22 protein-coding genes are annotated in these 23,465 nt (G+C 70.9%); 9 read left to right on the forward strand and 13 right to left on the reverse strand.

The annotated features are described in order from the left end of the window. Positions 1–230 precede the first annotated feature (230 nt). Positions 231–662 carry an ATP-binding protein gene (locus AC5P1C_RS01835; RefSeq protein WP_493864024.1) on the forward strand — a complete coding sequence of 144 codons (432 nt, stop codon included), beginning with the start codon at positions 231–233 and terminating at the stop codon, positions 660–662. Here AC5P1C_RS01835 and AC5P1C_RS01840 read toward each other — a convergent pair. From AC5P1C_RS01840 to AC5P1C_RS01865, 6 genes are all read right to left on the reverse strand, one after another. After that, the gene (locus AC5P1C_RS01840; RefSeq protein WP_493863848.1) at positions 643–2,106 is read right to left on the reverse strand and encodes an amino acid permease; all 1,464 of its coding nucleotides are present in this window, start codon (positions 2,104–2,106) and stop codon (positions 643–645) included. The genes AC5P1C_RS01835 and AC5P1C_RS01840 overlap by 20 nt on opposite strands. Positions 2,107–2,211: 105 nt before the next feature. Continuing rightward, complete coding sequence (argF, locus tag AC5P1C_RS01845; protein WP_493863849.1) at positions 2,212–3,210, reverse strand: ornithine carbamoyltransferase; 999 nt, start codon at positions 3,208–3,210, stop codon at positions 2,212–2,214. An 89-nt stretch (positions 3,211–3,299) separates the two neighbouring features. Continuing rightward, a complete protein-coding gene (locus AC5P1C_RS01850; protein WP_493863850.1) occupies positions 3,300–4,526 on the reverse strand; it encodes an arginine deiminase in 1,227 nt (408 codons plus the stop codon). A 108-nt stretch (positions 4,527–4,634) separates the two neighbouring features. Continuing rightward, positions 4,635–7,235: a polynucleotide kinase-phosphatase gene (locus AC5P1C_RS01855; RefSeq protein ID WP_493863851.1), complete on the reverse strand. Its 2,601-nt coding sequence runs from the start codon at positions 7,233–7,235 to the stop codon at positions 4,635–4,637. Next, positions 7,232–8,770 (reverse strand): 3' terminal RNA ribose 2'-O-methyltransferase Hen1, encoded by a 1,539-nt coding sequence (locus AC5P1C_RS01860; protein WP_493863852.1) that lies wholly within the window; start codon positions 8,768–8,770, stop codon positions 7,232–7,234. The genes AC5P1C_RS01855 and AC5P1C_RS01860 overlap by 4 nt, the downstream gene beginning before the upstream one ends. 115 nt (positions 8,771–8,885) lie before the next feature. Beyond that, entirely contained in the window at positions 8,886–9,335 is a 450-nt protein-coding gene (locus tag AC5P1C_RS01865) for a cold-shock protein (RefSeq protein ID WP_493863853.1), read from the reverse strand. A gap of 173 nt (positions 9,336–9,508) precedes the next feature. Here AC5P1C_RS01865 and AC5P1C_RS01870 point away from each other — a divergent pair, with 173 nt between their 5' ends. Both AC5P1C_RS01870 and AC5P1C_RS01875 read left to right on the forward strand, forming a co-directional pair. Beyond that, on the forward strand, positions 9,509–10,432 hold the full coding sequence (locus AC5P1C_RS01870; RefSeq protein ID WP_493863854.1) for an LLM class F420-dependent oxidoreductase: 924 nt from the start codon (positions 9,509–9,511) through the stop codon (positions 10,430–10,432). Positions 10,433–10,714: 282 nt separating this feature from the next. Continuing rightward, complete coding sequence (locus AC5P1C_RS01875; RefSeq protein WP_493863855.1) at positions 10,715–10,942, forward strand: hypothetical protein; 228 nt, start codon at positions 10,715–10,717, stop codon at positions 10,940–10,942. Between the two features lie 65 nt (positions 10,943–11,007). Here AC5P1C_RS01875 and AC5P1C_RS01880 read toward each other — a convergent pair whose 3' ends face one another. From AC5P1C_RS01880 to fes, 5 genes are all read right to left on the reverse strand, one after another. Then, complete coding sequence (locus AC5P1C_RS01880) at positions 11,008–11,493, reverse strand: DUF6099 family protein (protein ID WP_493864025.1); 486 nt, start codon at positions 11,491–11,493, stop codon at positions 11,008–11,010. A 242-nt stretch (positions 11,494–11,735) separates the two neighbouring features. Further along, positions 11,736–12,059, reverse strand: a complete 324-nt coding sequence (locus tag AC5P1C_RS01885; protein WP_493863856.1) for a nucleotide pyrophosphohydrolase — start codon at positions 12,057–12,059, stop codon at positions 11,736–11,738. Further along, positions 12,056–13,222: an AAA family ATPase gene (locus tag AC5P1C_RS01890; protein ID WP_493863857.1), complete on the reverse strand. Its 1,167-nt coding sequence runs from the start codon at positions 13,220–13,222 to the stop codon at positions 12,056–12,058. The genes AC5P1C_RS01885 and AC5P1C_RS01890 overlap by 4 nt, the downstream gene beginning before the upstream one ends. A gap of 143 nt (positions 13,223–13,365) precedes the next feature. Beyond that, entirely contained in the window at positions 13,366–13,746 is a 381-nt protein-coding gene (locus tag AC5P1C_RS01895; RefSeq protein WP_249587197.1) for a cell division protein SepF, read from the reverse strand. 118 nt (positions 13,747–13,864) lie between these two features. Continuing rightward, a complete protein-coding gene (gene fes, locus AC5P1C_RS01900) occupies positions 13,865–15,106 on the reverse strand; it encodes an enterochelin esterase (RefSeq protein WP_493863858.1) in 1,242 nt (413 codons plus the stop codon). 508 nt (positions 15,107–15,614) lie between these two features. On the opposite strand from fes, the gene AC5P1C_RS01905 reads away from it, so the two are divergent. The 4 genes from AC5P1C_RS01905 to AC5P1C_RS01920 all read left to right on the forward strand — a co-directional run bounded on the left by AC5P1C_RS01905 (position 15,615) and on the right by AC5P1C_RS01920 (position 19,910). Further along, positions 15,615–16,421, forward strand: coding sequence for an arylamine N-acetyltransferase family protein (locus tag AC5P1C_RS01905; RefSeq protein ID WP_493863859.1), 807 nt, complete (start codon positions 15,615–15,617; stop codon positions 16,419–16,421). An 86-nt stretch (positions 16,422–16,507) separates the two neighbouring features. Beyond that, positions 16,508–16,915 (forward strand): TOBE domain-containing protein, encoded by a 408-nt coding sequence (locus tag AC5P1C_RS01910; protein ID WP_493864026.1) that lies wholly within the window; start codon positions 16,508–16,510, stop codon positions 16,913–16,915. Between the two features lie 77 nt (positions 16,916–16,992). Next, positions 16,993–17,799: a molybdate ABC transporter substrate-binding protein gene (modA, locus tag AC5P1C_RS01915; protein ID WP_493863860.1), complete on the forward strand. Its 807-nt coding sequence runs from the start codon at positions 16,993–16,995 to the stop codon at positions 17,797–17,799. Positions 17,800–17,972: 173 nt separating this feature from the next. Then, entirely contained in the window at positions 17,973–19,910 is a 1,938-nt protein-coding gene (locus AC5P1C_RS01920; protein ID WP_493863861.1) for an ABC transporter permease, read from the forward strand. Between the two features lie 55 nt (positions 19,911–19,965). Here the strand turns inward: AC5P1C_RS01920 and AC5P1C_RS01925 are convergent, their stop codons facing one another. Beyond that, entirely contained in the window at positions 19,966–20,874 is a 909-nt protein-coding gene (locus tag AC5P1C_RS01925) for an aminoglycoside phosphotransferase family protein (protein ID WP_493863862.1), read from the reverse strand. 128 nt (positions 20,875–21,002) lie between these two features. Here AC5P1C_RS01925 and AC5P1C_RS01930 point away from each other — a divergent pair, with 128 nt between their 5' ends. Next, positions 21,003–21,866: an MEDS domain-containing protein gene (locus AC5P1C_RS01930; protein ID WP_493863863.1), complete on the forward strand. Its 864-nt coding sequence runs from the start codon at positions 21,003–21,005 to the stop codon at positions 21,864–21,866. A gap of 8 nt (positions 21,867–21,874) precedes the next feature. Next, a complete protein-coding gene (locus tag AC5P1C_RS01935) occupies positions 21,875–22,381 on the forward strand; it encodes an ATP-binding protein (RefSeq protein ID WP_493863864.1) in 507 nt (168 codons plus the stop codon). A gap of 28 nt (positions 22,382–22,409) precedes the next feature. Here AC5P1C_RS01935 and AC5P1C_RS01940 read toward each other — a convergent pair whose 3' ends face one another. Further along, a complete protein-coding gene (locus AC5P1C_RS01940; RefSeq protein WP_493864027.1) occupies positions 22,410–23,450 on the reverse strand; it encodes a LacI family DNA-binding transcriptional regulator in 1,041 nt (346 codons plus the stop codon). Positions 23,451–23,465 lie beyond the last annotated feature (15 nt).

Raw genomic sequence — 23,465 nt, forward strand, 5'->3', positions numbered from 1 at the left:
CTCGGTCGGGGCTGCGGCGGTCTACCTCTCGAAGTTATCACCCATCCGTGACTGTCGTCACGAGTGCGCGATAGCGCGCCCGCCTCCCAGGCGCGGGAACGGAAATACCGAAATGCGCGTCTTGTACCCCGAGGCACCACAGGGTCGGACGTCCCGGACATGCCCGACCGTCGACCCTGTCGACATAGCGCTTAAGATTCCTACGGTTGAAAGCAGGATCACCTGCTGCCCTGAACGGACCCGCCTTGCACGAACCTCCCGCTCCTGCCTCGTGGCGCATCGCGCTGCCGCACACCACGGCGGCCGTACCGATCGCCCGCGCACTGGTGCGTACAGCGCTCATGGACATCGAGTCGTCCGCCGACACCGATACCGCCGAGCTGCTCACGGCCGAGCTGGTGGCCAACGCCGTGGAGCACACGTCGGGGGACGACCCGATAGAGCTCGTCATCGAGCTCCTGCCGACCGGCTGCCAGGTCGAGGTCCACGACTCCAACCCGCAGCCGCCCGGCGACCTCACGGACCCGTCGGCGACCGACGAGCCGGACCCCTGGCAGGAGCACGGGCGCGGCCTGCTCCTGATCCGCGCCCTCAGCTCGTCCTGCGGTCACCGCCCCACCGACTCCGGCAAGGCGGTCTGGTTCACACTCCCTGCGGCGTAGGCGTCTCGGCGTCGGCGTCGGCGTCGGCGTCGGCCGCCCGGCCGAGCCGCGAGTGACGGCGCCCGTACAGCGCGTACACCAGGCTGCCCACGGCGAGGAACACCGCGAACTGCACCCACGTCGTCCAGCCCGTGCCCCAGATCAGGTAGAGGCAGAAGCCAACACCCAGGATCGGGCTCACGGGGTACAGCGGCACCCGGAAGGTGCGCTTGAGGTCCGGCGCCGAGCGGCGCAGCGCGAGCACCGCCACGTTCACCGCGACCATGATCGCCAACGTGCCGATGGTCGTCAGGTTGACCACCACGTCGAGCGACGAGAAGGCGGCGGGCACGGCGAAGACCGCCGCGACGATCCAGGTGTTGGCGACCGGCGTCGAGGTCTTCGGCGAGACCCGCTCGAAGACGCGCGGGATGAGCCCGTCGCGGGACATCGACATCAGGATGCGGGTCTGCCCGTACATCACGGCGAGGACGACGGAGGCGATGGCCACGACCGCGCCGAAGGCGATGATGCCGCCGCCGACCGTCGATTCGGTGACCTGGTTGACGACCAGCGAGAGCGCGGCGGGCTTGTCGGCGACCGCGTCCGAGCCCAGTGCGCCGATCGCCCCGAGGGCGACGGCGACGTAGAGCAGCGTGGCGACGCCGATGCAGATCAGGATGGCGATCGGGATGTTGCGCCGGGGGTTCTTGACCTCTTCGCCCGCCGTGGTGATCGCGTCGAAGCCGATGAACGAGAAGAAGGCGAGCGACGCGCCCGCAGTGATGCCGGATGCTCCGGCGCCCGCGAAGGGGGTCAGGTTGCCGGCCTTGAACGCGGTGAACGCGATCGCCAGGAAGAACAGCAGGATCCCGATCTTGAGGATGGCCATGGCGGCCGTCGCCCGCGCGCTCTCGCGGATGCCGCGCACGAGCAGCACCGCGGCCAGCAGGATCACGACCACGGCGGGCAGGTTCACGACGCCGCCCTCACCGGGACCCGCGGAGAGCGCGTCGGGCAGGTGCCAGCCGGTGAGGCTTTCGAGCAGCTCGTTCAGGTACTGGCTCCAGCCGACCGCCACGGCGGAGACGGAGACGCCGTACTCCAGGAGCAGGCACCACCCGACCAGGAACGCGGTGCGCTCGCCGAGCGAGGCGTAAGCGAAGGAGTACGAACTGCCGGAGACCGGGATCGCGCCACCCAGCTCGGCGAACGAGAAGGCGGTGAAGATGCAGGTCACGGCGGCCAGGAAGTACGAGACGGCGACCGCGGGGCCCGCCTCGGCGACGCTGTCGGAGAGCCCGACGAAGATGCCGGTGCCGACGATCGCGCCGACGCCGAAGCAGACCAGCTGGAACAGGCCCATGGTGCGCTTCAGGCCGTGGCCTTCGAGGTCGGCTCCCGATTCGGCGACGAGGACTTCGGGGGACTTGATGCGGAGTCCTGACGGACCGGTCGAGCGCATGCGGTGGTTCTCATTTCGGTGGTGCTGGGGGCGGCGGGGGTGTGCCGCGAAGAAGCGGGGCCGGGGGAAGGTGTTCCCCGCCCCGCCCGTGTGATTTCTCAGGTTTCAGGCGAGCGTGGCGACGAGGATCGCCTTGATCGTGTGCAGGCGGTTCTCGGCCTCGTCGAAGACGACGGAGTGCGCCGACTCGAAGACCTCGTCGGTGACCTCGAGAGAGCTTAGACCGTGCCGCTCGTGGATCTCACGGCCGACCTTCGTGCCCAGGTCGTGGAAGGCCGGGAGGCAGTGCAGGAACTTCACGTCCGGGTTGCCCGTCGCGCGCAGCACGTCCATGGTCACGGCGTACGGAGCGAGGGCCGCTATGCGCTCGTCCCAGACCTCCTTGGGCTCGCCCATGGAGACCCAGACGTCGGTCACGACGAAGTCGGCGCCCGCGACACCCTCGGCGATGTCCTCGCTGAGCGTGATCCGCGCGCCGCTGGCCTCGGCGAGCTCGCGGGCCTGGGCCACGATCCCGTCGGCGGGCCAGTAGGCCTTCGGCGCGACGATGCGTACGTCCATGCCGAGCAGCGCGGCGGTGATCAGGTACGAGTTGCCCATGTTGAACCGGGCGTCACCGAGATACGCGAAGGCGATCTGGGATAGGGGCTTCGCGCTGTGCTCGGTCATCGTGAGCACGTCGGCAAGCATCTGGGTGGGGTGCCAGTCGTCGGTCAGGCCGTTGTAGACGGGCACGCCCGCGTGGGCGCCGAGCTCCTCGACCGTCGCCTGGGCGTCACCGCGGAACTGGATGGCGTCGAACATCCGGCCGAGCACCCGCGCGGTGTCCTTCGCGGACTCCTTGGAGCCGATGTGGGACCCGGCCGGATCGATGTACGTCGTCGACGCGCCCTGGTCGGCCGCCGCGACCTCGAAGGAGCAGCGGGTGCGCGTGGAGGACTTCTCGAAGATCAGCGCGATGTTCTTGCCGGTCAACCGCCGCGTCTCGGTGCCCGCCTTCTTGGCCGCCTTCAGCTCCGCGGCCAGATCGATCAGGCCGCGGAACTCCTCGGCGGTGAAGTCCAGCTCCTTGAGGAAGTGGCGGCCGGTGAGGTCGATGGCCATGATGGCGCTCCAGGGGTACGCGTACGGGGATTCTGGAAGTCTATACGACACTCCACATTTCTATACAGGCCCCGTTTCGTCCCGCAGGCTCAGTCGACGGGATCCCGCTGCACGGGGCAACTCATGCACCGCGGCCCGCCCCGGCCGCGCCCCAGCTCGCTCCCCAGGATCTCGATCACCTCGATGCCCTCCTTGCGCAGATGTGTGTTCGTCGTCGAGTTCCGTTCGTACGCCACGACGACACCCGGCTCGACCGCCAGCACGTTGCAGCCGTCGTCCCACTGCTCGCGCTCGGCCGCGTGCACGTCCTGGGTCGCCGTGAGGACCCGGATCCGGCTCAGGCCGAGCGCCGCCGCGATCGCCCGGTGCATGTGCTCCGGCGGATGGTCGGTGACCTTCAGCTCCCGGCCGTCGACACCCGGCTCGATGGTGTACGAGCGGAGCATGCCCAGGCCCGCGTACTGCGTGAAGGTGTCGGCGTCGACCATCGTCATCACCGTGTCGAGATGCATGAACGCGCGTCTCTTCGGCATGTCAAGGGCCACGATCGTCTGCGCCGAACCCGCCGCGAAGAGCTTGTGCGCGAGCATCTCGACGGCCTGTGGCGTGGTGCGCTCGCTCATGCCGATCAGGACCGCGCCCCGGCCGATCACCAGGACGTCGCCGCCCTCGATGGTGGAGGGGTAGTCCGACTGCCCCTGGGACCACATATGGAATTCCTCGGCCCGGAAGAGCGGGTGATGCTGGTAGATCGCCTCGAAGTGCACGGTCTCGCGCTGCCGCGCAGGCCAGCGCATCGCGTTGATCGAGACGCCGTCGTATATCCAGGCCGACGTGTCGCGCGTGAAGAGGTGGTTGGGCAGCGGGCCGAGCAGGAAGTCGTCCAGGTCCATGCAGTGGAAACGCACGGACGTCGGCTCCGGGTGGCGCTCCAGGAACTCCCGCTTCGTCATTCCGCCGATCAGCGCCTCGGCGAGCTCGGCCGATGGCATCGTCTCGAACGCCGCCCGCAGATGGTCCGTCGCCAGCGGCCCGTACTCCTTCTCGTCGAAGACCCGGTCCAGGACCAGGAGGCGCGCGCCGGGCACGTCCATCGCCTCGGTCAGCAGGTCCCCGAAGAGGTGGACGGCCACCCCGCGGTCGCGCAGCACATCGGCGAATCCGTCATGTTCCTGGCGGGCTCTGCGGACCCACAGAACGTCGTCGAAGAGCAGCGCGTCCTTGTTGGTCGGGGTGAGCCGTTTGAGCTCCAGATCAGGACGGTGCAGGATCACGCGGCGCAGCCGCCCGGCCTCGGAGTCGACATGGAATCCCATGGAGTCCATCTTTCCCCTGCCGGACGGCCGACGCCCCGCCGTTGGCCGAACACGACCCGCCGTCGGCCGAACGTGACCCACCGTCGGCGGAACGTGACCCGCCGTCGGCTAGAGCCGCGGGTCCACCGGCTCCGATTCCAGGGCCAGCACCGCGAACACCGCTTCGTGGACCCGCCACAGCGGCTCGCCCGCCGCGAGCCGGTCCAGGGCCTCGAGCCCGAGCGCGTACTCACGGATCGCGAGCGAACGCTTGTGGCCCAGGAAGCGGCCGCGCAGCTTGTCGAGGTGGTCGGGGCGGGTGTACTCCGGGCCGTAGATGATCCGGAGGTACTCGCGTCCGCGGCACTTGATGCCGGGCTGCACGAGCCGCCCCTTTCCATCCCTGACCAGCGCCTCGATCGGCTTGACGACCATGCCTTCGCCGCCGCGGCTCGTCATCTCCAGCCACCAGTCGATGCCCGCCTGGACCGACGCCTCGTCCCCGGTGTCGACATAGAGCCGCCGGGTGGTCTGCAGCAGGCCCGTGCCGTCGTGCTCCACCATGCGGTCGATCAGCGCGAGCTGCTCGTCGTGCGGGAGCGCGGCCAGGCTGCGGCCCTGGACGGCCAGGATCTGGAACGGCGCGAGGCGCACGCCCTCCAGGCCGTCCGTCGGCCAGCAGTAGCGGCGGTAGGCGTCCGTGAACGCGGCGGCGTCCACGGCTCGTTCGCGCTGCTTGGTCAGGAGCCCCCCGGTGTCCACGCCGCGTGCCGCCGCCGCTTCCAGGGCGGCGATCGCACCGGGGAAGACGGCTCGGGACGCGGCGCCCACGGCCGCGTACTGCGTGCGGAGCAGGCCGGACGCCTTCAGCGACCAGGGCATCAACTCCGCGTCGAGCAGCAGCCAGTCGGTCTCGAGCTCCTCCCACAGGCCCGCGTCGGTGACGGCGGCGCGCACGCGGTCGAGGATCTCCTCGGTGACCTCTGAGTCGTCGAGGAAGGGGCGGCCCGTGCGGGTGCAGAGCGAGCCGGTCGGCCCGTCCACGCCGAAGCGCTCCCGGGCCACGTCCGCGTCGCGGCACACCAGGGCCACGGCGCGCGAGCCCATGTGCTTCTCCTCGCACACGACCCGGGCGACACCGTCCTGGGCGTACGACGCGAAGGCCTCGGCCGGGTGCTCCAAGTAGCCCTCGCGCTGCGACGTCGCGGTCGGCGCCATCGTCGGCGGCAGGTACGGAAGGAGCCGCGGGTCGACGGCGAAGCGGCTCATGACCTCAAGGGCCGCCGCCGCGTTCTCCTCGCGCACGGCGACGCGTCCCGCGTGCCCGGTCTCCACCGCGCGGCGGCCGTGCACGTCGTTCAGGTCGAGCGGCCGTCCGTCGTGGCCGCCGGGCGCCTCCGTGCGCAGCGGCTTGGCCGGCTCGTACCAGACCTGCTCCGCCGGTACGTCGACGAGCTCGCGCTCCGGCCAGCGCAGCGCGGTGAGCCTGCCGCCGAAGACGGCGCCGGTGTCCAGGCAGATGGTGTTGTTCAGCCAGGTCGCCGTGGGCACCGGGGTGTGGCCGTAGACCACGGCGGCGCTGCCGCGGTAGTCCTCCGCCCACGGGTAGCGAACGGGCAGACCGAACTCGTCGGTCTCGCCGGTCGTGTCGCCGTAGAGCGCGTGCGAACGCACTCGGCCCGACGTACGCCCGTGGTACTTCTCCGGCAGGCCCGCGTGGCAGACGACGAGCCTGCCGCCGTCGAGCACATAGTGCGAGACGAGCCCGTCCACGAACGTCCGCACGCTCGCGCGGAACTCCTCGCTCTCCGCCGCCAACTGCTCGACGGTCTCGGCGAGTCCGTGGGTGTGCTGGACCTTGCGGCCCTTGAGATAGCGACCGAGCTTGTTCTCGTGGTTGCCCGGTACGCACAGGGCGTTGCCGTCGCCGACCATCGACATCACGCGGCGCAGCACGCCCGGGGAGTCCGGGCCGCGGTCGACGAGGTCTCCCACGAAGACCGCCGTACGCCCTTCGGGGTGCGCGCCGTCGACGTATCCGAGCTTGCCGAGCAGGGTGTCGAGCTCGGCGGCGCAGCCGTGGATGTCGCCGATGATGTCGAAGGGGCCCGTGAGGTGCGAGAGGTCGTTATAGCGCTTCTCGGTGACGATCGTGGCGCCGTCGATCTCCTCCACGCCCCTGAGGACGTGCACCTTCCTGAACCCCTCGCGCTCCAAGTGCTTGAGCGAGCGCCGCAGTTCGCGCTGGTGGCGCTGGATGACGCGGCGCGGCATGCCCGCTCTGTCGGCGCGCTCGGCGTTGCGTGCGGCGCAGACCTCCTCGGGCACGTCAAGGACGATGGCGATCGGCAGCACGTCGTACTGCCTGGCCAGCTCGATCAGCTGCTTGCGGCTGTCGCTCTGCACGTTGGTCGCGTCGACGACCGTGCGTCGGCCCGCGGCGAGGCGCCTGCCCGCGATGTAGTGCAGCACGTCGAAAGCGTCGCGGCTCGCCCCCTGGTCGTTCTCGTCGTCGGCGACGAGGCCGCGACAGAAGTCGCTGGAGAGCACCTCGGTGGGCTTGAAGTGCTTGCGCCCGAAGGTGGACTTGCCGGAGCCGGTGGCGCCGACGAGGACGACGAGGGAGAGGTCGGTGACGGGCAGCACGCGTCCGGCGCGGGTGGTTTCGGTACTGGAGCCGGTGTCGGTACTGGAGCCGGTGTCGGTACTGGTGCTGGATTCGTTCGTCATGCTGCCTGCACCTCCTTCGCGGTCTTGTCGCTGTTGTCGCTGTTGTCGTTCTTCTCGTTCTTTTCGTTCTTGTCGCTCCGTGTGAAGACCGCCATCTGGGTCGGTGGCCCCACCTCGGGGTCGTCGTCACCGACGGGCACGAACTCCACTCCGTAGCCATGCCGTTCGGCCACCTTGCGGGCCCAGTCGCCGAACTCCGCCCGCGTCCACTCGAACCGGTGGTCACCGTGCCGGACGTGCCCGGCGGGGAGCGTCTCCCAGCGGACGTTGTACTCGACGTTCGGCGTCGTCACGAGCACCATGCGCGGCCGGGCGGAGCCGAACACCGCGTACTCCAGGGCGGGCAGCCGCTCCTCGTCGAGGTGCTCGATGACCTCGCTGAGCACGGCGGCGTCGTACCCCTTGAGTCGCTTGTCGGTGTACGCGAGCGAACCCTGGAAGAGCTTGACGCGATCGGCCTGCCGCTCGCCCATGCGGTCGAGCTTCAGCCGCCGCGAAGCGATGGTCAGTGCCCGCATCGACACATCGACACCGGCGATCTCGGTGATCCGTGTGTCCTTGAGCAGCGCCTGCACCAACTGGCCCTGTCCGCACCCGAGATCGAGCACGCGCCCGGCCCCGGCTCCGGTCAGCGCCGCGAGGATGGCCTCACGCCGCAGCACGGCGAGCGGCACGGGCTTGTCCGAACCCTCTTCGACATCAGAATCAGCGCTCTCCTCGTCGACCGCGTTGTCGATGTCGTCGACGTCCGTGTCGTCCGCGTCGGCCAGCCGCACCAGTTCGAGCCGGTGCATGGCTTCTCGGGTCAGCGACCAGCGCCGCGCCAGATAGCGGCTGGTGATGACCTTCTGCTCCGGGTGGTCCGCGAGCCAGCCCTCACCGGCGCGCAGCAGCTTGTCGACCTCGTCCGGCGAGACCCAGTAGTGCTTGGCGTCGTCGAGCACGGGGAGCAGGACATAGAGGTGCCGCAGCGCCTCGCCCAGGGTCAACTCGCCGTCCGGCACGTCGAGTACGAGATGGACGTACCGCGAGTCGCCCCACTCCGGGAACTGCTCGTCCAACGGGATCCGCGTCACCGTGACCGTCCAGCCCAGCGGCTCGAAGAGCTTGTGCACCAGGTCGGCGCCGCCGCGGGCGGGCAGCGCGGGCACCTCGATCCGCAGCGGCAGCGGCCGCTGAGCCCGCTCGGGCCGCGCGTTGCACACCCCGCGCATCGCGCTGGAGAACACCGCGCTCAGCGCGACGGCGAGCAGCGACGACGCCGCGTAGGGCCGGTCGTTCACATACTGCGCGAGCGCCGCATCGGGCGCCCCGCCCCGTCCCTTGCCCTTCCCCCGCCGCACCAGCGCGACGGGGTCCACCTCGAGCAGCAGCGCGGCGGTGCAGCGCTCCACGGACGCCTCTGGGTAGAGGACGTGCGCGGTGCCATAAGAGGTGGAGAACGCCTGCGCCTTCTCGGGATGCTTGTGCAGCAGGAACCCGAGGTCGGTCGCGGGGCTCTCAGGGGTACCGGAGGTACTGATCGTCAGGAACACGGGTATGCCTCGAAACGCAATCTGAACTGCGGGAACTTACGGTTGCGGCTCCAGCGCGCCTCTAGACCGTACAGCGAACCCCTCTGACACCCTCAGGGGTTTTCGGCCCCCCCCCTCAGCCCTCCGCCCAGCCGTGGCTCTTGGCGTGCTGCACCAGTTGTTCGCGGAGCTGCTTGATCTGCTCACCGGTCATCCACGGAGCCGTGCCGAGCAGCAGCTCGGTCACCTCGAACGAGTACTCCGCGACGCTGAGCACGTCGCACGTGGGCTCCTCACCGTCGTCGAGAACCGCGGCGGCGGCCTGGATCGACGGAGGCACTTGGGCCCGGCCCGCGAACGGCGGTGCCGCCGGCACCTGCGCCCCCTTGGGAAGACGGACGGACGACGCCTTAGGTCCGCGCTCGCCCTCCTCGATCTCGAACTCGACCTGCGCCCCCGTGTACACCAAAGGCTCCGGAATGAGCAGATCGTTGGCGTGCAGGAAGACGTCTTCCCCGCCATGCTCGGGGGCGATGAACCCGTAACCCCGCGCGCCGTCGAACCGGACAACCCTGCCAGCGACCATCTCGACACCCCAACACCATCTCCGGGCCCCTCGCCCGGACAGCCAGTGCCGAAGCCTAACCTCCGGGCCACGAGCCGTGCGGGCGAGCGGCCCATCGCATCTCCTGGGCAGGCAGCGGCAACACGGCCGGAGCGGGGCTGAAACTGGATCCGGCAGCCGGGCAAGATAGCTGCATGGACCTTCGAATCTTCACCGAACCGCAGCAGGGTGCGACCTACGAGACGCTGCTCCGCGTCGCCAAGGCCACCGAGGACCTCGACTACAGCGCCTTCTTCCGCTCCGACCACTATCTCGTGATGGGCTCGGCCGACGGCCTCCCCGGCCCCACGGACGCCTGGATCACCCTCGCCGGGCTGGCCCGCGAGACGCGGCGCATCCGGCTCGGCACCCTGATGACCGCGGGCACGTTCCGGCTGCCCGGCGTCCTCGCGATCCAGGTCGCGCAGGTCGACCAGATGTCGGGCGGCCGCATCGAGCTGGGCCTCGGCTCGGGGTGGTACGAGGCGGAGCACTCCGCGTACGGAATCCCCTTCCCGAAGGAGAAGTTCGGGCGCCTGGAGGAGCAGCTCGCCATTGTCACGGGCCTGTGGGAGACCCCGGTCGGTGAGCACTTCACCTTCGACGGCACCTTCTACCAACTCTCCGATTCCCCCGCCCTTCCCAAGCCCGCGCAGCCCAAGGTGCCCGTCCTCATCGGCGGACACGGCGCCAAGCGGACGCCCGCCCTCGCGGCCCGCTACGCCAGCGAGTTCAACATTCCCTTTGCCTCTCTTGCCGATACCGAGCAGCAGTTCAAGCGCGTGCGCGCCGCCGCCGAGGAGCACGGCCGCAAGGGCGACGACCTCACCTACTCCAATGCCCTGGTGGCCTGCGTCGGCAAGACGGACGCGGAGGTGAAGCGCCGCGCCGACGCCATCGGGCGTGAGGTGGAGGACCTGAAGGCGAACGGGCTCGCCGGGTCCCCCGCGGAGGTCGTCGAGCGGATCGCCGCTTACCAGGCCGTCGGCTCGCAGCGCATGTACCTCCAGATCCTCGACCTGGAAGACCTGGACCACCTGGAGCTGATCTCCTCGCAGGTCATGTCGCAGCTGAGCTGACCGCGGCGCGAGCGACCCTGGTGGAGTTGGCCCCTGGTGGCGTCTCCCCCATCGCGCTCCCGTCAACTCCACCGGCCCCGCCCGTCCCGCTCGGCCCCAGCAGGGTGAACTTCCGTCAACCCGGCATCTGGTACGCATCCGCCTCAGTGACCCGCCGCCACGGGTGGTCGTTGGCTCGGGCGGAGCCGGACCGCCCGGCCCCCGCGCCGGCGGCCGCTGCCGGCGCGTCGCTCGCATCAGCTGCCCTCCGCTGTGGGGAGGGCGAGGGCCGAGGAGGCCGTCATGTCCCAGGAAGCCGAACCCGAGCGGGAGGCCGGGCGCGAAGCGTCCGTGCCCGAGCAGCAGGGCCCACCCAAGGACCTGCTGCAGCAGATGGAGGAGCTGATGGCCGCGCTGAGCGCGGATCTGACCCAGCTCGACGCCGATCTGCAGCAGTCCACTCCGGCCGACGCCAACACCGCGCCCCCAGCCCCGCGTCCTCCCGTCGGCGACGAGTCCAGTCGCTTCTGACGGCACCGGCACTCCCCCGGCGCCTGTGCCACCCGGCCGTCCGCGGCCCCCACCGCAGCGCCGGATCACGGCGACCCCGCCGCCGAGTCGGGCTCGGGCAGGCCCTGTTCGCGTACCGCGAGCCTGCGCAGCATTTCGAGCACACGGTCCCTCGACTCGTCGGCGGCGTCCATCCCTTCCATGCACTGCCAATACACCCCCTCGTCGTCCGCGCCCATCGCCACGCCGACGAGCGCGATGCCCACCTCGCCGAGCAGTTCGTCGAGCCCTCGCAGCACTTCATGCGGCCGGCCGATGCCCGTCAGACGTGCCGCCCGCAAGCCCTCCGTCCCGAGGCCCGGGGTGTCGAGGGCCGCCCCGCAGCCCCTGCCGCCGCCCTCGCTGAGGCCCAGCGCCTCGCCCCGCAACTCCGGCGGCCCCGCGATCGCGAGCCTGCTGCCGATCGCCCGCGCGAGGGCCTGGGACTGCCACACCTCGGCCACGATGTCCGACGGTTCCTCGCTCCGCGCCAGAGCGTGCCTGCTCGCCTCAATGAGCCGCATCGCCTCCATGCGCACCCCCATGTATCCCGCGCGCAACCACCGCACGTTCGCCCGAACTCCCTTGCTCACTACCCAGAGTGAACGCCAGCAGGACGGAAAGCTAGAGCAACTCGGAAATCTGTGGACAAGTTATCGACTGTGGATAAAGCGTCCACTCCGGAGAGTGACGGATCTATGGGCAAACACTGCACGGGCCCGGCAGGAGCCCGGCACGAGCCCGGCAGGAGCCCAGCGCGAGCCCGGCACGCGCCTCACGTAGCCGGAAAGCGCCTCTCGTTCCGGTCGATCTTCGCGGCGAGCGCCGCGAGCGCGTCGATGCCGAGCACCTCGCAGAACTGCAGCAGATAGGCCAGCACGTCGGCGACCTCGTCCGTCACCCGGTGCGCCGAGTCCGGGTCGTCCATCACCCGCGCCGACTCGTCGGGCGTCAACCACTGGAAGATCTCGACCAGTTCGGAGGCCTCCACGCTGAGCGCGGCCGCCAGGTTCTTGGGCGTGTGGTACTGCTCCCAGTCGCGCTTCGCCGCGAAGTCGGCCAGCCGCTGCTGCAGTCCCGCTACATCAAGTTCAGTCACGGCTCCAGGTCTACCACCGCGGCCCCGCCCACCTCCGCGGCCCACGACGCGTCACTCACCGTCCCGACGAGACGGATGTGCCCGCGCTCGCAGGTGCGCGCCGCCAGTTCGGCGAGCCCGTGCTTCTGCCGCCGGTCCAGAAAGTGGTCGAGGCCGTCGGCGAGCACGGTGAGGTTCTGGTAGGCCGACGGCACCTCGGCCACCGGGTCCACCTCGAGCACTCCGGGTCCGGTGAGCAGCACAAGGGCGAGCGCCAGATACCTCAACTCGCCGTCCCCGAGCCGTCCGACGGGCGACCTGATCCCGCCGCCCCGGTCGATGAACGCCTGGACCGACCCGTCGTCGGCCACCTCCGCGAACACGTCGGCGACCGGCCCCGCGCACCCCGCCCGCACCGCGGCCACCAGCAGCGCATGACGGATGCCGCACTCCTGTCTCGTACGGAGAAGGACCTCGGCCAGGTTGTCGCAGCCGCTCAACAGTCGGCCGGCGCCGATCAGTCCAGGAGGTACCGGCAGCCGCATGAGGCCGGGCCGGGGAGCGCACGGGAACACCGAGCGCAGTGCGACCACCACCTGCTCGGCCGCCGCGAGCACCAGGCGCTGCCCCTCGGTCTTGCCCGCGACGCGCAGCGGCAGCAGCGCGGTGCCGAGCCGGTTGTCCGGCAGGGGGCCGCGTGTCACCGGCGTCGCGCCCGCCGTGTGCCAGGCCGCCTGCACCGCTCGCCGTCCCGGATCGCGCAGTGCCGTCTCCAGGAGGGTGAGCCCGCCCCTGGTCAGCCGCTCGCCCACGACGCGGAGTTCTGGTTCGGCCTGCACGGCGACGTCGAGCCGCACCTCTCCGACGGGACCGTCGATCGTGCAGCCGATCCGGAAGCCGCGCCGCTGCTGGTCGTCGCCCCGTGCGCGATCGGGCACGCAGGCCACGGGGTCGGCGAAGACGTCGACGAGTTCCTCACCCGCCCCGAGCCGTGCCAGCGCTTCGAACGCGGCGAGCGCGGTGGACTTGCCGCTCCCGCTGGGCCCCGCGACGAGGGTCAGCGGACCGAGCGGGAACACGCCGCCCCGGTGGGTGGCGAAAGCCGAGAGCCGCAGTTCGGTGACGCGGCTGCGGTCCGGAACCGACGGCGGCTCGGCGACCGCCTCCGGGGGGTGCACTGTCATGCCCGGACGGTAGGCGGCGACGGATCCGGTGAACCGTTCCGCCCAAGTGACCTTCCTACGAATGAGGGATTCCCGGCGGAGCGTGCCCTACGACTGCTCCCCAGCCACTACACCCAGGACCACACCAACGCCCACGACCACGGCTACGACTGAGCCGCCTCGACGAGCCCCTGCACCTCGGTGCCGGGCGGCGCCAGCAGGAAGACGTTCTTGTCGACCCGATGCATCCCGCAGCCGAGGCCGAGGACCACACCACTGCTGAAGTCCAGGACGCGCTTGGCTACTTCCGTCTCGGCCCCGGTCAGGTCGAGCAGGACCGGAATCTGCGCCATCACGGTCTCGGCGACCTCGCGGGCGTCCGCGAAGATGTTCACCCGCATCACCACAAAACGCCGTCGTGCCTCGGTCTCCGCGTCCGGCATCGCGCGGTGTCCGGGCCAGGACGGCCATTCGTTGCGGCTGCGCAGCGGTACGACCTGGGCGAGCCCTTCCCACTGTTCGTCGGTGACGTCGTGGCTGTTCAACGCTCCACCCCGTCCTGGCTCGCACTCGATATCTGCACTGACTCATTCTTACGCGACCTCACCCGTTCGGCCCAACAGCGACACGGTGTGGGCGGACCAGTGTGCCAGGGCCGGCGGGTCAGTGTCCCAGGAGTCCCACAAGCCCTTCGGAGAGGCAGCCGCGCCAACAGGCCCAGTCGTGACCGCCGTTGTACTCGCCGAGGGTCACCGGGCAGCCGCGCGAGCGGAGGCTCTCGTGCAGATCGCGATGGTGATCAAGAATTTCGGTTTCGCGCAGTCCGACGTCCAGGCGCACGGTGACCGGCCGGGACGCGTCGGCGCCGAGGCGCAGGCGTGCGACGGGCGCGGACTGGGACAGGACGTTGCCGAACCGCTCGGGCCGCAGGAAACCCGCGTACAGGGACGCCAGTCCGCCGAGGCCCTGGCCCGCGACGAGTGTGCGCGCGGGGTCGGTGGTCAGCGGCCAGCGGCCCGCCGCCCAGGGCAGCAGTTCGTCGGCGAGGAAGCTCACGTGGCGCTCGTGGGCCTCCAGTTCCCGGCGGCGTGTGACCCTGTCGACGGCGTCCGGGGCGAGGACGGCCAGCGGCGGCAGGGCGCCGTCGGCGATGAGGGCGTCCAGCGTGTCCTGGAAGGCGAGCCGCCCGAACCACATGTCGCCGTCGCACAACACGAGCACGGGCAGCTTCGCCGCTCGATCGCCCGGCGGGAGATACGCCCACACGTCCCGCTCGGCGCCGAGCACCCCCGCGGGCAGCCTGTGCCGCTCGACCTTGCCCCGGAGCACCTCGGTGTGCCGCTCCGCGATCGTCGGCGCGGGCGCCTGCGGGAGCTCGAAGACGGAGGCTTCGCGGTCCGGCCAACGACCGGGCATCCGGCGGTGGTTGAGCGGATCGGGAGCGGCGTGCGCGGACAGGGAGAGCAGCCGTTGCTGGAGGGGCGCGGCGGATACGGGCGGTTCGCCGGGAGAGATGTCGGCCGCCATGCGGTACGAGCCGCGATGGTCGGCGCGCAGCCGGTAGGTGAGGTGCCAGATGTCCGTGCCGTCCAACGGGACAAGCCGGGACGCGGCGAGGTCGGCGCGGTCCGCGATGCCTTCGGCGAGCAGCAGGACCTGCCGGGTGGCCCGGTGGCCGCGCCACAGGAACGTCGCGTCACAGTGGTCCGGGTCGCCGTCGACGGCTTCGATCAGGGGGGTGCCGCGGCGCGCGGCGCCCGCCCAGAACTCCTCCAGAACGGCGGCTCGTTCAGGCTCTGCTGCCGCGCGCTCCGCCACTTCCGCGACGCGTGCGACGCAGGGCGCGGTGCCCGGGAGCCTACGGGGCGCCGCGTCGGCCGCGAGTACCCCCGTGTCCACACTCACCCGCACACGAAGAGGACCCGCATCGTTCCCCGCCTTCCTGGTCCAGCACACCACAACATCAAGTTAGCTTAGCCTAACCTAAGGTGTGCATGGCTCGTGATACCCGTGATCACCCCCTCAGCGGCCGGAAGAACGTGCGCAACTCCTGAGCCACCTGCTCGGGCTCCTCGTGCGCCATGGCTGCCCGCCCCTCTTCGGAGTGCTCCAGTGCCGCAGATCGGTGAAGGCGCGCTCGGCCAGGCTCCTGGGATAGTCCGCGAACGCCGGTTCATGGCTGAGGGTGGTGGCTCCGGGGACCGTGTTTCAGTACGTCGTCGGAGACGGCGGTCCGGAAAGGAGCGGGCTCAGCGGTCATGGTTCCTTCGGTGCAGGAGAGGAAGGCCACCACCACGACTCCGCGGCGGCGGCGCGGAGTCGTCGTGGTGACGCCGCGGCGGGCGGCAGACAGGCAGGCAGGCAGGCAGGCAGGCAGGCAGGCCCATGATGCGGGACGCGCGAGAATCTGCCCATGGATTTTGACCGCACAGCTGCCTACCTGCGCCGCATCGGCGCCGAGCGCCCCGCGGCTCCCACCACGCGGGCCCTGCACGACCTGCACCTCGCGCATCTGCGCACCGTCCCCTTCGAGAACCTCTCCATCCACCTCGGCGAGGACATCGAACTCACCGAGGACTCCTTGGTCGCGAAGATCGTCGACGCCCACCGCGGCGGCTTCTGCTACGAACTCAACGGGGCGTTCGCGGCGCTGCTCACCGCCCTGGACTTCGAGGTGACGCTGTTGCAGGCCCGTGTGTACGACGAGGCGGGGCACCCCGGGATCCCGTACGACCACATGGCACTGCGCGTGCGCACATCCGACGGGGGCGACTGGCTCGCGGACGTCGGCTTCGGCACCCACAGCCACTTCCCGCTCGCCTTCGCAGAGCGCGGCGACCAGGCGGACCCGGGAGGCACCTTCCGCATCACCGAGACCGCCGATGGCGATCTGGACGTCAGCAGGGACGGCAAGGCGCAGTACGTCGCCGACCGGCGCCCCCGCGCCCTGGCCGACTTCACCGCCGGCGCCTGGTGGCACCGGACCTCGCCCCGGTCCCACTTCACGCGGTCACTGGTCTGCTCGACTCTCACCGGCACCGGACGGATCACCCTCAGCGGCCGCACCCTCACCACGACGACAGCCGGTGAGCGCCACACCGCCGAGTTGGCCACGGACGCCGAGGTACTCCAGGCGTACGCCAAGCACTTCGGCATCGCGTTGAAGCAGGTGCCGCAGGTGAAGGAGGCCGTGTCCAACGGAGGCGATGACGCCTCTTGACCTTTCCTCCAAGGGGGTGGCATCTGCCATGGACAATCGCCCATACATGTTGTAGATGCCAGGCAAGGAGGCTTATCGTGGCGCGCATGCAGTCCTACACCATCGGACAGGCAGCGCGTCTGCTCGGCGTCAGTCCCGATACCGCTCGCCGCTGGGCCGACGCCGGACGGGTCGCGACCCATCGGGACGAAGGCGGCCGTCGGCTCATCGACGGCCGCGATCTCGCCGCGTTCTCCGTCGAGGTCGCGCAGGGGCAGGCACAGGGGGGCACCGGCGAGGACGACGTCCCCTACACCTCGGCCCGCAACGCCTTTCCCGGCATCGTCACCGCCGTGAAGCTCGGCGACGTAGCGGCCCAGGTCGAGATCCAGGCAGGTCCGCACCGGCTCGTCTCGCTCCTGACCCGGGAGGCCGTGGAAGAGCTTGGCCTGGAGGTCGGCATGCAGGCGACCGCCCGCGTGAAGTCCACCAGCGTGCACATCGACCGCACCTGACCCCTGGTCCGCACCCCACGGTCCGCAACCACGGGCCGGACCGCGCCGCCGGCCTCGCTCCAAGGAGTTCCACGCCCATGTCCCTCGCTCTCACCCCCGCCCGGCGCCGCACCGCCGCCGCCGTCCTGACGGCCGCCCTGCTCGTCCCGCTCGCCGCCTGCGGCAACGAAGACGGCAAGGACGACAGCGGCAAGAAGGCCGCGGGCGCCGCAGCCCCGAAGGCCGACCTGACGGTGCTCGCCGCCTCCTCACTCACCGACGTCTTCGAGACCGCCGGTGCCGCATACGAGAAGGAGCACCCGGGGACGAAGGTCACCTTCTCCTTCGCCGGTTCCCAGGAACTGGCCTCCCAGGTCAAGCAGGGCGCCCCGGCCGACGCCCTGGTCACCGCCGACACGAAGACCATGGATGGTCTGGGGTCCGACACCGGGAAGCCGTCCGTGATCGCCAAGAACCGCCTGGTCATCGCGGTCGGCGAGGGCAACCCGAAGAAGGTCGCCGAGCTGAAGGACCTCTCCGGCAGCAAGCTGAAGGTCGTCCTCGCCGCCCCCGAGGTGCCGGTCGGCCGCTACAGCAAGCAGATCCTGGACGACCAGAAGATCGACGTGAAGCCGGTCTCGCAGGAGCCCAACGTCCGCGCGGTCCTCAGCAAGGTCGAACTGGGCGAGGCGGACGCCGGGTTGGTCTACAGGACCGACGCCGCCACCGCCCCCAAGAAGGTCGACGCGGTCGAGATCCCCGACGGTCAGAACGCGATCGCCGAGTACCCCGCGGCCACGCTGAAGACGTCGAAGCACGCCCAGGCCGCGTCGGCGTTCGTGAAGTGGCTGTCCACGCCCGCCGCGCAGAAGATCCTCCAGGACGCGGGCTTCGAGAAGCCGTAGCCCCCCACCGGCCGAGGTGAGGGGGCCGACCGCCTCCCCGGTCGGGGCGCGAGCCGGGCCGTCCCCCCGGAACGCCCCGTACGCCCCCTCACCTCGTGACACCGTCCTCGTGACACGGCACCTCGTGACACCGCACCTCGTGACACCGCACCGAGCGCACCCCAGGGACCACGATGAAACGACTGCGCGGCCGCACACCTGGCCCCCGCACCCCGATCGCCCTCGCGATCCCCGCGCTGCTGGCCATCGCGTTCCTGATGCTGCCGCTGCTCGGGATTCTCGCCCGTACCGAGTGGGGCGAGCTCGGGTCCCATCTGACGAGCGAAGGAACCACGCAGGCGCTGCGGCTGTCCCTGGTCGTCTCCTTCTGGGCGCTGGGACTCTCCCTGCTGCTCGGGGTGCCGCTGGCCTGGCTCCTCGCCCGTGTCGACTTTCCCGGCAAGGCCGTCGTACGTTCCCTCGTCCTGCTCCCGATGGTGCTTCCGCCCACGGTGGGCGGTGTCGCCCTGCTCCTGGCCTTCGGGCGGCGCGGGCTTCTCGGCCCGTGGCTGGAGGACACGTTCGGGATCACCCTGCCGTTCCACATGTCCGGCGCGGTGGTCGCGGCGACCTTCGTCGCGATGCCGTTCCTCGTCATCAGCCTCGAAGGCGCGCTCGGCGGTCTCCGCCCCCGTTACGAGGAGACCGCGGCTTCCCTGGGGGCCTCTCCGGTACGGGTGTTCTGTACGGTCACGCTGCCCATGGTCGCTCCCGGGCTCATCGCCGGGGCGGCCCTGACCTGGGCGCGGGCGCTAGGCGAGTTCGGCGCGACCATCACCTTCGCCGGCAACCTCCCCGGCACCACCCAGACCTTGCCCCTACAGGTGTATCTGCTGCTCCAGGACTCCCCCGAGGCCGCGACGTCCGTGTCGCTGCTGCTGCTCGCCATCGCCATGGCCGTGCTCGTCGCGCTGCGCGGCCGCTGGATGAGCGCTCCGGGCAAGCGGCGCAACGGCCCGCCTGAGCCGCTGCCGGACGACGCGGCCGCACCCGGGCTCCCGCAGCCCGCCGCGGCCGAGCCCTCGCCGCCCACGGAGCGTTGGTCCCTGCACGCCGAGGTCAGCGGCTTCAACCGGCTCACCCTGGACGCCGAATCGGGGACCACCATCGCCGTCGTCGGACCCAATGGCGCGGGCAAGACCACGCTCCTGCGCGCGCTCCTCGGCCTCACCCCGCGCGCGCACGCCGAACTCCGCCTCGGCGACACGGACGTCACCGAACTGCCGCCGCACCGCCGTCATGTCGCCTGGGTCCCGCAGGACGGCGCCCTGTTCCCGCACATGAGCGCCCTCGCCAACACGGCGTACGGACCGCGCGCCCTGGGTGTCCCGCGGGCCGAGGCCCGCCGGCGCGCCCAGGAGTGGCTCGACCGGCTCGGCGTCGGCCACCTCTCGCACCGCAGACCGGCCCAGGTCTCCGGCGGTCAGGCCCAACGGATCGCGCTCGCACGGGCGTTGGCGGCCCGCCCCCGGCTGCTCCTCCTGGACGAGCCGCTCGCCGCGCTCGACCAGACGACCCGGGCCCACGTGCGCCACACCTTGCGTACGCACCTCGACACCTTCGGCGGTGTCTGCCTCATCGTCACGCACGACCCGGTCGAGGCGGTGTCCCTCGCCGACCGGGTTCTCGTACTCGACCAAGGCCTTGCCCTCCAGGACGAGACGCCCGCCGAGGTGACCCGGCACCCGCGCTCCCCGTGGGTGGCCAGGATGCTGGGTCGCAACGCCTGGCCCGGCACCGCGGGACCCGAAGGGCTCGCCCTGCCCGGCGGCGGGAGCCTCGTGATCGCCGACCCGCTGCCGCCGGGCACCGAGGCCCTGGCGATCATCGCCCCGGAAGCGGTCTCCGTGCACCGCGACAGACCCACCGGCAGCCCCCGCAACGTCTGGCCCGGCACCATCCGCGAGATCACCACGAGCGGCAGCCGCCTGCGCCTCCTGATCACCTCGCCCCAGGCTCCGGACCTCGTGGCCGAGATCACCCCGCAGGCCGCCGCCGAACTCGGCCTCACCGACGGGACGTCGGTGTGGACCAGCGTGAAGGCCACGGAGGCGACGGTCGTGCCCACCTGAGCCGTGGGGCTGGGGCTGCGGGCTGCGGGCTGCGGGCTGCGGGCTGCGGGCTGCGTCAGCCGAAGCGTTCGTGGTCGGCCAGGACCTCGGCGATCAGGCGCTGGTCGAACGCCGCCCGCTCCGGGTCGGTGTCGATGCTCCCGCTCAAGGTCAGCAGGCACTTCCACAGCAGCCAGCCGCGGGCCCGCGCCCACGTCGCATCGTCCTGAGCGACCGTGTGCCGGAACGCCTCCCGGCTCTCGCCGGAGAACATCCCCCACGCGATCACCAGATCACAGGCCGGGTCGCCGACGCCCGACGTGCCGAAGTCGATGACGGCGGTCAACTTGCCGTCGGCGACCAGCAGGTTGCCCGAGGCGATGTCGCCGTGGAACCACACGGGCTCCCCGCGCCACTCGGCCGCGAGGGCGGCCTCCCAGACGACGGCGGCCTTGTCCGTGTCGACGTGGCCCGCAAGGGCGGCGAGGCAGCGCCGGGTCTCTTCGTCGTAGTACGCGGGAGAGGCACCCCGATACCAGCTGTGCTCACCGGCGAGCGGGCCCCCGGTGGTGTCGCAGCGCTGGAGGGCGAGGATGAACTCGGCCACGGAGACCGCGAACTGCGCCATGTCGTCGATGCGTTCGCGGGCCGCCGTCTCGCCGTCGAGCCAGCCGCGGACGGACCACGGGAAGGGATATCCCTCACCCGGTGCTCCCTCACCCAGAATCGGCGGGACGGCGACCGGCAGGGACGGTGCGAGCCGGGGCAGCCATGCGTTCTCCTTGGCGACCGCGGGGACATAGCCGGGGGCCGTGGGCAGTCGGGCCGTCAGGGAGTCGCCGACGCGATACGTCCTGTTGTCCCAGCCGTCGACCTCCACCGGCCTGACGGGCAGGTCGCGCCACTGCGGAAACTGCGCGGCGAGCAGCCGCTTCACCAAGGCGGCGTCGATTCCGGCACGGCCGTCGGGGGGAATCGGAACCATGCGGGGATCATCGCCTCCGGCGATCGCGTCGCGCAATGAATTATCGCGTTGTCGAGCGATTGGAACGACTTCAGTCAACAGTGATCACCAACGCCGCGGAGCACGGTCCTGACCCTAGGGTCGGCACCATGGATTCCAGTTCTGTGACCAGGACGGTCTCCGTCACCCGTATGAACTCCGGGGACCACGCGTGCCTTGGGTTCGACGACGACGAAACCCGTTGGGAACTCCGTGCCGCGTATGCCGACATCGGCCTCTCGCGGGGCGAGCAAGTGGTGTTCTTCACCGACCGGGCGACCACCCCCGCCCTCGCGGCCGAGCGATTGAGTTCCAGCGGCTTCCCGCTGGGCGCCGCACTGATGGACGGCCGTCTTGTCGTGGTCAACGAAGTCCCCGGCTACGACCCCGTCAGCGGCTTCGACCCGGCCGAACGGGCCCAGACCTGGGTGGAGTTGACCGACAAGGCCCGCCACGACGGCTTCTCCGGGATCCGGGCCCTCGGCGACATGGGCTGGGCCGCGGATCCGGGCGTCGACCAGGATCTCCTGGTCGAGTACGAGACCGGGCTCTCGCCTCTCTTCGCGGACATCGGGTTCACCGCGATCTGCGAGTACGACCGGCGGAAGTTCGGCGAAGTACTCCTGGGCCGAGTCCAACGCGCCCACCCCAAGCGGGTCCTGCGGCGTCTCGGCGCCCTGGACATCTCCCGGACCGGCACCGGGCTGCGGATCGCCGGAGACGTCGACCTCGCGACGCGCGAGGAGTTCGACGCGACGCTCGCACACGCCTTAGCGGGCCCCGAACGCCCCGGCGTGCTCGACCTGTCCGAGCTGTGCTTCATGGACATACACGGTGCGTCGACGCTGGTACGGCTCGCGGGCGGGCTCCCCTGCGACCACCTCCTCGCGGTCCACTGCCGACCCGAGCAGGCCACATTGATGCGGCTCTGCGGAGCCGCCGAAGTGCCTCAACTCGTCCTGGGCGAAGGGTGATCCGCGCAGTGATCCTCAACCGCGGCATCGGCAACGACGACAACGGCGAACCGGCCCCGCACCGGGAACGCCTCGAAGCGCACCAGGAGCACGTCAGCGGCATACTCGCTGCCGCTCCCCGCATGAGCACCCTCCTCGAACTCCCCTTCACCATCGCCGACTTGGCGCGTCTGCGGCTCCAGGTCGCCCGCCGCGCCGAGGACGCGGGCCTGTACGACCCCCGGCTCAGCGACTTCGTGCTCGCCGTGCACGAGGTCGCGAGCAACGCCGTGGTGCACGGCGGCGGCAAGGGCCGCATCCATCTCGCCCACACGGACGAGGGGTTGCGGTGCGTCATCGCGGACAGCGGTCCTGGGCTGCCCCGGCGGGAGCCGTGCGGGTCGGCCGCCCTGCCCGAGGGCGACGACGCCGAGAACGGCCGGGGCCTGTGGCTGGCCGAGGCCCTCACGGACCACTTCGACGTCGCGATGTGCGAGGCCGGGACGACGGTCACGCTGGTGGCACTGCTGTCCTGACCGCGATTCCAAGGACCCTCACCACCCGTCAGGCCGACGCCCGCTCGACGAGCGTTGGCCGGAACACCATCGACTGCGGCGATCCCCCCGGCCGCTTGATCCTCCCCAGCAGCAGCCGGGCCATCTCGGCGGCCATCTCCTCCACCGGCTGCCGGACGGTGGTCAGCGCGGGCTCGCAGGCCCCGGCGGCCTCGCTGTCGTCGAAGCCGACCACCGCCACGTCCTGCGGCAGCCGCCTGCCCGCCCGCAGAAGGGTCTGCAGCGCGCCCTGCGCCATGAGATCCGACGCGACGAACACGCCCTCCAGGTCCGGGTGTTCGGCCAGGAGCCGCCCCATCGCCTCGGCGCCGCCCACCCGCGTGAAGTCCGCCTCCGCACAGGGCTCCCCGGTGATGCCATACGCGGCCAGCGCCTCGCGGAAGCCTTCGAGGCGCTCCTGGGCGGCCGGCATGTCCTGCGGTCCGGCGATGGTGCCGATCCTGCGGCGCCCCTCGGAGACCAGGCGGTCGACGGCCATCCGCGCCCCCGCCCGCTGGTCCACCTCCACGTACGGCAAGGCGACCGTCTCCGCCGGGCGACCCGCGAGCACAGCGGGCAGGCCGGTCTCCGCGAGCAGCCGGGGCAGCGGATCGGACGCGTGCGAGGAGACGAGCACTGTGCCGTCCACGTGCCCCTGCCGCAAGTACGAGAGGAACTGCCGACGGGAGGTGTCGTCGTCCACCAGCATCAGGACCATCTGGACTCCGGCCGGGCGCAGCACGTCCAGGAGCCCACCGACCACGCGCCCGAAGTGGGGGTCGGTGAACATCCGGCCGACGAAGGGCGCCTCGACCGGCCGCCGCTCCCGCTCGGACACCACCAGGGCTATGGAGTCGGTCCGTTGGGTGACCAGGGAGCGAGCGGCCTGGTTGGGCACATACCCGGTGGCGTCGACGGCCTCCTCCACCTTGCGGCGCAGCACCGGGTCGACCGTGGGCGCGCCGTTCACGACCCGGGAGACGGTGGCGCGCGACACCCCCGCCGTCCGGGCCACGTCCTCCAAGGTCACCGGGCGGGCGGGGCGGCGCAGGGCATCGGCAGTCAC

It is taken from the genome of Streptomyces sp. A18, assembly GCF_059026065.1.

Excerpts from the sequence above, each read along its gene's own strand:
- AC5P1C_RS01840 (WP_493863848.1), bottom strand. The coding sequence starts at position 2,106 with ATGCGCTCGACCGGTCCGTCAGGACTCCGCATCAAGTCCCCCGAAGTC.
- argF (WP_493863849.1), bottom strand. The coding sequence starts at position 3,210 with ATGGCCATCGACCTCACCGGCCGCCACTTCCTCAAGGAGCTGGACTTC.
- AC5P1C_RS01850 (WP_493863850.1), bottom strand. The coding sequence starts at position 4,526 with ATGGGATTCCATGTCGACTCCGAGGCCGGGCGGCTGCGCCGCGTGATC.
- AC5P1C_RS01855 (WP_493863851.1), bottom strand. The coding sequence starts at position 7,235 with ATGACGAACGAATCCAGCACCAGTACCGACACCGGCTCCAGTACCGAC.
- AC5P1C_RS01865 (WP_493863853.1), bottom strand. The coding sequence starts at position 9,335 with ATGGTCGCTGGCAGGGTTGTCCGGTTCGACGGCGCGCGGGGTTACGGG.
- AC5P1C_RS01870 (WP_493863854.1), top strand. The coding sequence starts at position 9,509 with ATGGACCTTCGAATCTTCACCGAACCGCAGCAGGGTGCGACCTACGAG.
- AC5P1C_RS01875 (WP_493863855.1), top strand. The coding sequence starts at position 10,715 with ATGTCCCAGGAAGCCGAACCCGAGCGGGAGGCCGGGCGCGAAGCGTCC.
- AC5P1C_RS01880 (WP_493864025.1), bottom strand. The coding sequence starts at position 11,493 with ATGGAGGCGATGCGGCTCATTGAGGCGAGCAGGCACGCTCTGGCGCGG.
- AC5P1C_RS01890 (WP_493863857.1), bottom strand. The coding sequence starts at position 13,222 with ATGACAGTGCACCCCCCGGAGGCGGTCGCCGAGCCGCCGTCGGTTCCG.
- AC5P1C_RS01905 (WP_493863859.1), top strand. The coding sequence starts at position 15,615 with ATGGATTTTGACCGCACAGCTGCCTACCTGCGCCGCATCGGCGCCGAG.
- AC5P1C_RS01910 (WP_493864026.1), top strand. The coding sequence starts at position 16,508 with ATGCAGTCCTACACCATCGGACAGGCAGCGCGTCTGCTCGGCGTCAGT.
- modA (WP_493863860.1), top strand. The coding sequence starts at position 16,993 with ATGTCCCTCGCTCTCACCCCCGCCCGGCGCCGCACCGCCGCCGCCGTC.
- AC5P1C_RS01920 (WP_493863861.1), top strand. The coding sequence starts at position 17,973 with ATGAAACGACTGCGCGGCCGCACACCTGGCCCCCGCACCCCGATCGCC.
- AC5P1C_RS01925 (WP_493863862.1), bottom strand. The coding sequence starts at position 20,874 with ATGGTTCCGATTCCCCCCGACGGCCGTGCCGGAATCGACGCCGCCTTG.
- AC5P1C_RS01930 (WP_493863863.1), top strand. The coding sequence starts at position 21,003 with ATGGATTCCAGTTCTGTGACCAGGACGGTCTCCGTCACCCGTATGAAC.